The organism is Nitrosomonas sp. (assembly GCF_043753625.1).
In the GTDB taxonomy this organism is placed as follows: Bacteria; Pseudomonadota; Gammaproteobacteria; order Burkholderiales; family Nitrosomonadaceae; genus Nitrosomonas.
In genome coordinates, this window is the sequence record NZ_JAYUWI010000145.1 from 1 (window position 1) to 9,198 (window position 9,198).

General features: G+C 41.9%; 5 protein-coding genes and 2 pseudogenes. 4 read left to right on the top strand and 3 right to left on the bottom strand.

Features of this window, described 5'->3' with window-relative positions; translation table 11 throughout:
- Window positions 1-427 precede the first annotated feature (427 nt).
- Entirely contained in the window at window positions 428-1,759 is a 1,332-nt protein-coding gene (locus ACH10T_RS12385) for a PhoH family protein (RefSeq protein WP_394809575.1), read from the bottom strand.
- 1,170 nt (window positions 1,760-2,929) lie between these two features.
- On the opposite strand from ACH10T_RS12385, the pseudogene ACH10T_RS12390 reads away from it, so the two are divergent.
- The 3 genes and pseudogenes from ACH10T_RS12390 (at window position 2,930) to ACH10T_RS12400 (ending at window position 5,429) form a co-directional block, all read left to right on the top strand.
- Window positions 2,930-3,795 (top strand): annotated as a pseudogene (locus tag ACH10T_RS12390) (CHAD domain-containing protein).
- Window positions 3,792-4,538, top strand: a complete 747-nt coding sequence (locus ACH10T_RS12395; RefSeq protein ID WP_394809576.1) for a ParA family protein — start codon at window positions 3,792-3,794, stop codon at window positions 4,536-4,538. The pseudogene ACH10T_RS12390 and the gene ACH10T_RS12395 overlap by 4 nt, the downstream one beginning before the upstream one ends.
- A 474-nt stretch (window positions 4,539-5,012) precedes the next feature.
- Window positions 5,013-5,429 (top strand): NUDIX hydrolase, encoded by a 417-nt coding sequence (locus ACH10T_RS12400; protein WP_394809577.1) that lies wholly within the window; start codon window positions 5,013-5,015, stop codon window positions 5,427-5,429.
- 192 nt (window positions 5,430-5,621) lie between these two features.
- On the opposite strand, the gene ACH10T_RS12405 is transcribed toward ACH10T_RS12400, so the two are convergent.
- Entirely contained in the window at window positions 5,622-5,966 is a 345-nt protein-coding gene (locus ACH10T_RS12405) for a hypothetical protein (protein ID WP_394809578.1), read from the bottom strand.
- A gap of 919 nt (window positions 5,967-6,885) precedes the next feature.
- On the opposite strand from ACH10T_RS12405, the gene ACH10T_RS12410 reads away from it, so the two are divergent.
- Entirely contained in the window at window positions 6,886-8,781 is a 1,896-nt protein-coding gene (locus ACH10T_RS12410; RefSeq protein WP_394809579.1) for a pyruvate kinase, read from the top strand.
- A 151-nt stretch (window positions 8,782-8,932) separates the two neighbouring features.
- Here the strand turns inward: ACH10T_RS12410 and ACH10T_RS12415 are convergent.
- Window positions 8,933-9,198 (bottom strand): annotated as a pseudogene (locus ACH10T_RS12415) (transposase); the annotation flags it as partial.

The window sequence follows — 9,198 nt, forward strand, 5'->3', positions numbered from 1 at the left end:
GCCATGGCAGTTCCTCTTTGATGGTGGGCTCTCTTGGGTCAGTATGCGCCTTATAATAGAAAAAATCGGGCTTGGCTGAACAATCTTTCTAATCAGGAACACTTAACGGTGAAAACCCAAATCCAAGCCATAATGAGATCAGCGTGATCAATAATGATGGGGATATGTTTAATGCCTTACATGTATTGGCGAAAGATGTTCGTATATTAGGGATTTTTTCTGACTGGCCTGCAACCGTCACTTACTATGCTAATTGCATGAATCTCAAATAATCACAGTCTTTTCAAAAGAGTCGGCCAAATGAGCCGGCTCTTTTGCAACTTAAAGACTTTACCTCTGAATATACCACTCCTCATCTGCAGCTCTTTGGTTTAATCTACACGGGTTATTAGCCGAATGAGATTCCAGCATAAACAAGCCCGCAATCTTAAAGCAATCGGTTAGCCAAGTTAGCCAGATTTGACCGTTCCCCCTTTTCTAATCGCACATGTGCATAGATTTCATGATGCTTGATTTTATCAATAAGATAAGACAATCCATTACTCTGGGAATCAAGATAAGGGGTATCTATCTGATAAATATCCCCGGTAAATATAATCTTGGTGTTTTCACCTGCGCGAGTGATGATGGTTTTTACTTCGTGGGGGGTCAGATTCTGCGCTTCATCCACAATAAAAAAGACATTTGAAATGCTCCGGCCCCTGATATAAGCCAAAGGGTTGATTTTCAACTTTTCCTGATCGACCGCATCAGTAATCTTTTTATATTCTTTGTCTTTTTCATTAAACTGACTTTTAATGAATTTAAGGTTATCCCACAGCGGCTCCATATACGGATTGAGCTTTGATATGATGTCACCGGGTAAAAAACCAATGTCTTTATTGCTGAGTGGTACAATGGGTCGTGCCAAATATATCTGCTTAAAATGCCTTTTCTGGTCAAGCGCACCGGCCAGTGCCAGCAACGTTTTTCCCGTCCCTGCGACGCCCTGTAAAGTGACTAGTTTTATATTCGGATTAATGATCGCATGCAAAGCAAAAACTTGTTCTGCATTTCTCGGTGCAATCCGGTAGGCGGATTTTTTCTCAATGCGCTCGATTCTTTGCGATATAGGGTTATAAAATACTAAAACAGAAGTTCTGCTGTTCTTAAGGATAAAGTAGTGATTGGGAATTGGGGTTTTAATGCCAACGTCTTCAGGCATACAAAAATCATTTGTGTAGATGCTGTCAATAATCTCTTTAGCCAACCCCTCTATAACAGTCTTACCGGTATACAAGGATTCCAAATCTTTGATTTTCCCGGTTTTAAAATCTTCTGCAGCAATATTAAGGGACTTTGCCTTAAGTCGTAAGTTAATATCCTTGGTTACCAAGATTATTTTGTTTTTTGGATATTCTGCACTCAAAGAAATGACCGCATTTAGAATGCGGTGATCGGCATTGTTTTCTCCAAAGATTTTTGTAGCATCCAGTCCATTTGTCTGTTCCTGCATAATCACTTTAAATTGACCGTGAGTCGGTTGGTCAATGGGAATCCAATTTTGCAATGAGTGATTTGCCGACAGTTTATCCATAATGCGTATGAATTCCCTTGTCTCAAAGTTCTTTGTCTCATTACCCTTCTTAAAATGATCAAGTTCTTCAAGTACGGTGATTGGAATGGCTACATTATTTTCTTCAAAGCTATAGATTGCGTTGTGGTTGTATAAAATAACTGAGGTATCAAGAACATATATCTTCTTTTGCTTTCGCGGCATGAATAGCTAATTTGTTTTATAAAATGACAATACTAGTCATTAATTATTACAGTATCGTGTAAGTCATTTATTGAATACTGCATACTTATCCGATTGTCCCCTATCGACGTACTTAAGTAGGACGATTTGCCTTTCCACGTTTTCTGCCGGAATTTCAGCACTATTTTCTGAATGAGGCAGTTTGCGAATACCAGTCTTACTGCCGCACCGTCATGGGCTTACATAGCCGTCTGTGAACTCCAAGACATTCTAATTGGGAGCAATATTGCAGCGTATCGTCAAATCGGCGAACATGAGATGTAGAACTATCGCCCCGGCTACTCAATACTTGTTTGATTGGTACTCAAATTAAACTGAAAGCGGTATAGAGGCATATTCTGTTATGTGTTCGTAAGATTCTGTCGCTACAGAGAATCCCCTGCTTTTTTATACTCTCTTAAATTAGGCAAAGAAACTCCTTGTTACGCTTAGAAAGCAATATACTTAAGTATTTAAACAATAACACCAAATTTAAAAATGAATTCATTGCCAGAAAATACCTGGGAATTAAATGAGGTGGCCAGGAACACCGACATTCTCTCGGAAATATCCTCTGAGTTTGATATTGAGGCTAATCCGGGCACAACCTCTAATCTACAATTTTACGATGACTTTGATTCTCATCTGTGGAAGGCGAATTATCTGCTTTGCCAAGTGAATAAACAGCAATTCCAACTCATTGATCCTTCTGGCTGTATGGGCGAAGTTGGCGCATCAAGTGGAGCCAGATTCTGGTGGGAATTTTCAGGGAATCAAGTTAAAAACAAATTGCAAAGTTTAGTTGGTTTGCGCGCGGTATTACCTATCGCATCCATAAACTTGCTTGAGACGGATTTTTCATTGCGCAATGACGATCAAAAAATAGTGGTGAGAGGTCGTTTAACACAAACGATGGTTGGCAACAAAATTGGACTTTATCTCACGCTACAAGCGCTACGTGGTTATACAAAATACTATACCCGAGCTGCACAGCTACTCAGGCCCTTCATTAAGGCAGAAATTAATCATTTCGGATTGAGATTTCTGTTAATGGGTCAAAATATCCAGGCCCTCGAACCAAAACAAAGCACTCTACTATCTCTGACGAAGGATATGCGGACAGAGCAAGCGGTACGAGCAATGGCCACTGCTATGCTTGATCAGACAAAGCTTTATGTTGGCGGCGTAATTGCAGATACAGACACCGAGTTTTTGCATCAATTTCGAGTTAACGTTCGAAAACTAAGATCATTAATCAGTTTGTTAAAACAAGCATTGCCGACATCAATGCTTGACACGCTAAAACCTAGACTATCCTCAATTGCATGTAAAACGAATAAGCTTCGGGATCTAGACGTATTTATACTGGCTCAAGACAGTTATCGTGCGATGTTGCCAGCAAATTTTGAAAGTGGCTTAAACGAGCTGTATCGCTTAATTGAAAAACAGCGCAAGCAAGAAAAAAAAAAGTGGCTAGATATTTGTCCTCTACCGATTACAGGAACGATGTCGCCATCTGTGCAGCAGAATTATCTCAGAGCTCTGTTTTTCAAACACCCCTGGCATCAAAACCAGTATTGCAAGCTGTAAAAAAATTATTGTTAAAACGCTATCATAAAATGTTAGCAATGAGCGCGGCTATTAATAGCCAGTCAGCAGATGAAAAAATTCATGAATTACGCATTGAATTTAAAAAGCTACGCTACTTGATCGAATTTTTTGTTGATTTGTTGCCAAAGAAACGTACAAGTAAAATAGTCATTGAAATTAAAAAGATACAAACCGTATTGGGTGACTACAATGATTATTGTATCCAGATAGAGTTTTTAAACAGTTATATTGATGATACCCGGATTGAAATGTCAAAAGCCTTGAGTGGTTTGATAGCAATTTTGTATCGAAAGAAAACAGAAGAACGTCCGAAAGTTGAAGGCGCATTAGCAGATTTTTTCACAGAAAATATGACCATTGAATTTGATTTGGTATTTGAGGCAGCAGAGACAGGAGATTCAGAATGAAAGTGATTGCTTGCTACAGCATGAAAGGGGGCGTCGGAAAAACGGCTACCGCGGTTAATCTTGCCTACTGGGCTGCCAAATCCGGGTTAAAAACATTACTAATTGACTTGGATCCTCAAGGTGCCTCGTCCTTTTATTTCAGAATCAAGCCATCCTCAAAGAAATGGGCAAAGCGCTTTTTTAATGCGTATGAAAACTTGGTAAAACACATTAAAGCAAGTGATTTTGAGAATCTGGATATTATTCCGGCACACTTGAGTTTTCGTAACTTTGATACACTGTTGGCAGGCTTCAAAAAACGCAAAAATCGTTTGAAGCGCGTATTAAAAGGCTTCAATAAAGAATATGACTTGGTGATATTAGACTGTCCGCCAACCATTAGCTATCTGTCGGAATCTATATTTATCGCATCTAATTTGGTTCTGGTGCCTGTTATTCCTACCCCGCTTTCTGAACGGACTTTTGAGCAGCTAATGGCATTTTTTGAGGAAAATGATTATCCGCAGAATAAGATCGTACCTTTCTTCTCAATGGTTCAGGGACAAAAGTCGCTGCACAAAGCCACGATGGAAGCCATGTCGGCAAGATACAAAATGTTTCTGAATACAACCATCCCTTATTCATCAGATATCGAGAAAATGGGCGTACACAAAGCACCTGTCGATGTTTTTGCTAAGTCCCAGCAAGCTAATTACGCATATATCAAACTTTGGAAAGAAGTTTCAGAAACCGCGAGAAAGTGAGTATGAGTTATAGCAATTGGGGTGAAATAAAAATTTTATTCAGTGGATTGACGTATCCGCAATGGCAAATGCAGTCAAAATAGCTATGCAACAAAGCTATCTTACTTTTACATCGGATCGAGAATTGCGAATTCGTCGTAAGGGTAAAAATTCTATTTAACTGAGAAAAAAGTTCTGACCTGAGCCGGAAAGAGTCCGGGATTTTTAGTAATGAGGAAGTATTGGGTTTTCCATGGCCCATGACCAACAAGGACATGCAGCTAGAAAAATCACGTTATAGTTTTATTCCGAATAGTCATTGACTTGAGCGGGGTATTTATAATGAATCACACAGACATTTGATATTATCAGAAGTGGAGTTTTAATCTAAAGTGGAAGCCGTTACCTTTACACCGCCGGAGTTTTCAGCTTTAGGTATGATTGAAAATAAACGCTATTAGAATGCCCATCCAGTCAAGGAAGGTAAACGGGATTATGGCTAGCAAGCAACATCATAAGAAAAAGCGAATCGCAGTAGTTCCTGTCGTCATGAGCAAAACTAGGCTCAAGGTATATCTGGTCACCAGTCGTGAGGAACGAAAGTGGATTATACCCACAGGGAAATTGGAGAAGAAGCTCAATAACAGACAGGTAGCGGCACTGGAAGCGTTTGAAGAGGCCGGTATTCTTGGTAAGCTTGATAAACACTTCAGAGAGCAAGTGTTACTGCAAAGCCCCAGTGGCAAACACAAGCGCAAAACAACGGTTTTTTTGCTCTACGTCAAGCGTATTTTAAAGTGCTGGCCAGAAATTCATGACCGCAAGCGTAAACTGGTAAGTTTGAAAAAATATTTAAAGTCAATTTCCAATAGAAAGCTAAAACGAAAGTTAGCAAAAAATATATATGCCTAGGAGTCTGTCGAACTTAAGGCTAATCTACTGCGCCAATGGGGTAACGGTTCATATTTACTCAATTTCTTGTTGCATAGTCTAGCTATGTAAGGAAGCATTTTTTGCGAGCAGAAAAGTGTTGTGACGGAATTTGGATTTTTAGAGATGCCCTAAAAATTGTATAGCGGCATATCATAGCTTGTATCAAAGATTTTAAGCCGTCTTTAGATTTGATGGATTCTGCAAGTTAGGAATGATTAGTTCTTTGCTGAAAAACATAACTTCAGCGCCTTTGCAGTGATGTCGTGCGTTGTGATTGATATCACAGATTGTGGTCGGATAACCTGTGTACATCTCAATAATTTCCGGATTGTTATCGCATAAAACTATCCAGTGCTGAGTTATATGTTCCTTGACCAGTTCTGCAATACTTACGCGAGCATTATGCAAATTGTGATTTTCATCAAGCCAGCGCCCTTTGACATAGGAGGGGGGGGCAATATAAGTAAGTGTTTTGTCGGGAAGTGTCGGCAATACGGTTTTAATAAAATCTGCCACATTTTGGTTATATAGATGAATCCGTGAATGGTACCGTGCAATCAACTCAATTCTGCGAATCAAGTCAACCTTGTCAAAGCGTGCACCAAGCTTCCAATGACAGTCCTGATTTTCTCCATCGATAGATCCTCCCCAGAGGATTCCTAAGCGATTAACTCGATTTAGAAAAAAATTGAGAATCCCACTTCAAGTGGACTGTGATTCGCAAGGGAATTTAGAATAGCCTTCTGCCGTTGCCATTCTTTCATTGTTATTTCTACATCGTGAATGGCTCTGCAAAGTGCTTCAGGTTGATTGATAACACTGTGCCAGAAAGCGTATATAGCAGGATCCACATCGTTCAAATGGATGCAGGATACATAGGCCGCGGGTTAGTAAATTTATTGCTATCTCCGCACCGTCTGCGTAGGGCTCAACATAATGTCCATCTAACAGATTGTTTTGCTCAAAAATCAACTTAATGAATCTTGATAATTTTTTTCTTCCGCCTGGGTAACGTAAAGGGGTATTGAGTTTCATCGGATACTCCATTGTGAATTTGATGCGATGCTAACAACCAGGTTCTGACGCAGAAATGAAGTCACTTTTTTAGTATACATTTGATACAAGGGGAATGCACGATTCAAAACCCGCTATCAAGGTTTGTTAAAATGTAAAAGAAATTCACTTGGTCTCCCTATTTGAGATCACATTTCAATCGCACCAAATTCTGTGCCTAAGATTTCTTGTGCTGCAAGACCAAGGCCATCGCGATAATAGCGTAATGATTTTTCCAAGTCATCGGCACCCATCGTAATCAGCGTAATTTGAGCTAACTTTCAAATAAGTATGTGCAGCTGGTGATCTGTCATATTCATGTAATCAAATTTTTTTATAATTTATAAAATTACTTCTCGTATCCCTGAAAATTGTTGGGATTATGATTAAACAGAAACCGGGTTCGCGCAAATCTGAAAAGTTGCATCCTTATGCCAGCTTGCTGAATGAGCTGGAAGAGTTGCGGAGTGAACTGTTGGCGCTTGAATACTCATCCTCGACAACACTGCAGCATGTACATCCTTCCCATCTATTCAGTGCCGTTAATCTGATTCACTACCTGGGCTTGAGGCGACGAGATATACGGTCGCTGCAAGAAAGATTGGCGGCTGTGGGTCTCTCATCGTTAGGTCGCATGGAATCGCATGTCTTCACCAATCTCAATGCGATCATTGCTCTTTTGAGCTGCGCATTAGGCAAGAAATCGGTTGACAAAATAGCGCCTCCCGCAGAGGCGGTAGGCGCGGCACAGCTTGAAAGCAACACCAATCAGTTATTTGGCAGGCCTCCCTCGCATCGCAGAGTCCGGATCATGGTCACGATGCCAGGCGAAGTGGCGGACGATTATTCGTTGATCAAAGACATGCTCATCCATGGTATGGATTGCGCCCGAATCAATTGTGCGCATGATACACCTGAAATATGGAACCGCATGATTGCGCATATCAATTTGGCGTGTCGTGAAACCGGCAGGCCTTGCCGTATCCTAATGGATTTGGGTGGTCCTAAGTTGCGCACTGGCGAAATTGCCCCAGGTCCGGCTGTACTTAAATGGAAACCACAGCGAGATCTCTATGGCAACGTGATTGCACCCGCGCGAATATGGTTGCATCCCGAAAGCGATACTTCCCCCAGCCCGGCTCCTGCAGATGCTTGTCTGCCTATACAGGGAGATTGGCTGGCAAAATTTACATCGCGCGATATCATTGAGTTTACTGACGCGCGGGGTTCCTCCCGTAGCGTGCAATTGGTTGGTCAAATTGGAACAGGCTTTTGGGGCGAATCCAGTCAAACCACCTATATCACGCCTGGTATAGCACTCAATCGCCTGCGGGTACCTGTGTCCGGGCACCCACGTCGTACGGGTTGTGCCGGCATTGTCGGAACGCTATCGCCAGTACCTGAATTGATCCGCTTACACATTGAAGACAATCTGAATATCACATCTGAACCTTTGCCGGGTACGCCAGCTCAGTTCGATGCGGGAGGACGATTGCTGCATGCGGCCAGTATTGCCTGTTCCTTGCCGGAAGTATTTCTAAACGTCCAGCCAGGTGAACGTATCCTGATTGATGATGGCAGAATCGGTGGCGTAATTCGCAGTGTCTGTAAAAATAAATTAGTCGTTGAAATCACGCAAGCCCGCGAAGGTGGAGAGAAACTGCTCGCGAATAAAGGCATCAACTTACCGGATAGCCGGCTTGAGTTGGATGGCCTGACGGCGCAGGACATCGAGCATCTGGAATTTGTCGTGAAGCATGCAGATATGGTCGGATTTTCATTTGTCAGAAAACCCACTGACATTCTGTTATTGCAAAAGCATTTGAAACGACTGAAAGCTGAAAAATTGGGTATCGTGCTGAAAATCGAAACGCGTGCCGCATTTGAGAATCTACCGGAACTGTTGTTGACTTTGCTGCGATCATCAAATGTCGGTGTAATGATTGCGCGTGGTGATCTGGCGGTGGAATGCGGCTATGAAAGATTGGCGGAATTGCAGGAAGAAATTCTTTGGTTGGCTGAGGCGGCGCGTTTACCGGTGATATGGGCTACGCAGGTATTGGAGGGATTATCCAAGAGCGGCAAACCCAGCCGTGCTGAAATTACCGATGCGGCGATGGGTGTTCGTGCCGAATGCGTTATGCTGAACAAAGGATCACATATTATCGAAGCAATCCAGTCATTGGATGACATCCTGCATCGTATGCAATCGCATCAGAATAAGAAGATATCGCTGTTGCGGCGCCTTCATTGGCAAGCCATTTCTGGGAGCAAGTAAGTTTTTCTCATTCAGGAAACTTCTAAGGAAACGCTGAATAATTCATCGCGCAGTAGAGATCAAGCCGAGTGATTATGTAATATTGCGATAATTTGCCCAATTTTGACCTGAATCGCATCATTTTTTGCATTATTCCTCTCATTTTTCGTTTTCAGGACGCAACCTGGCTGTCAGTGTCATCTATCCATCGGCGAGCCAGCAGCAAATTGGCAAGCCCGAGCAGCGAGAACATCTGAGCGGTATTTTTGACTAACCCCTTGTAGCGGGTCTTGCGGTGCATGAACAGATTCTTCACGACATGAAAGGGATGCTCGACCTTGGCGCGAATGCTGGCTTTCGCATGTTCAAGCTTCTCCATCAGTTCGCCTACTGTTCAAGATTCTCTTCTCGTTTTTCAATACCTTGATAACCCGCATC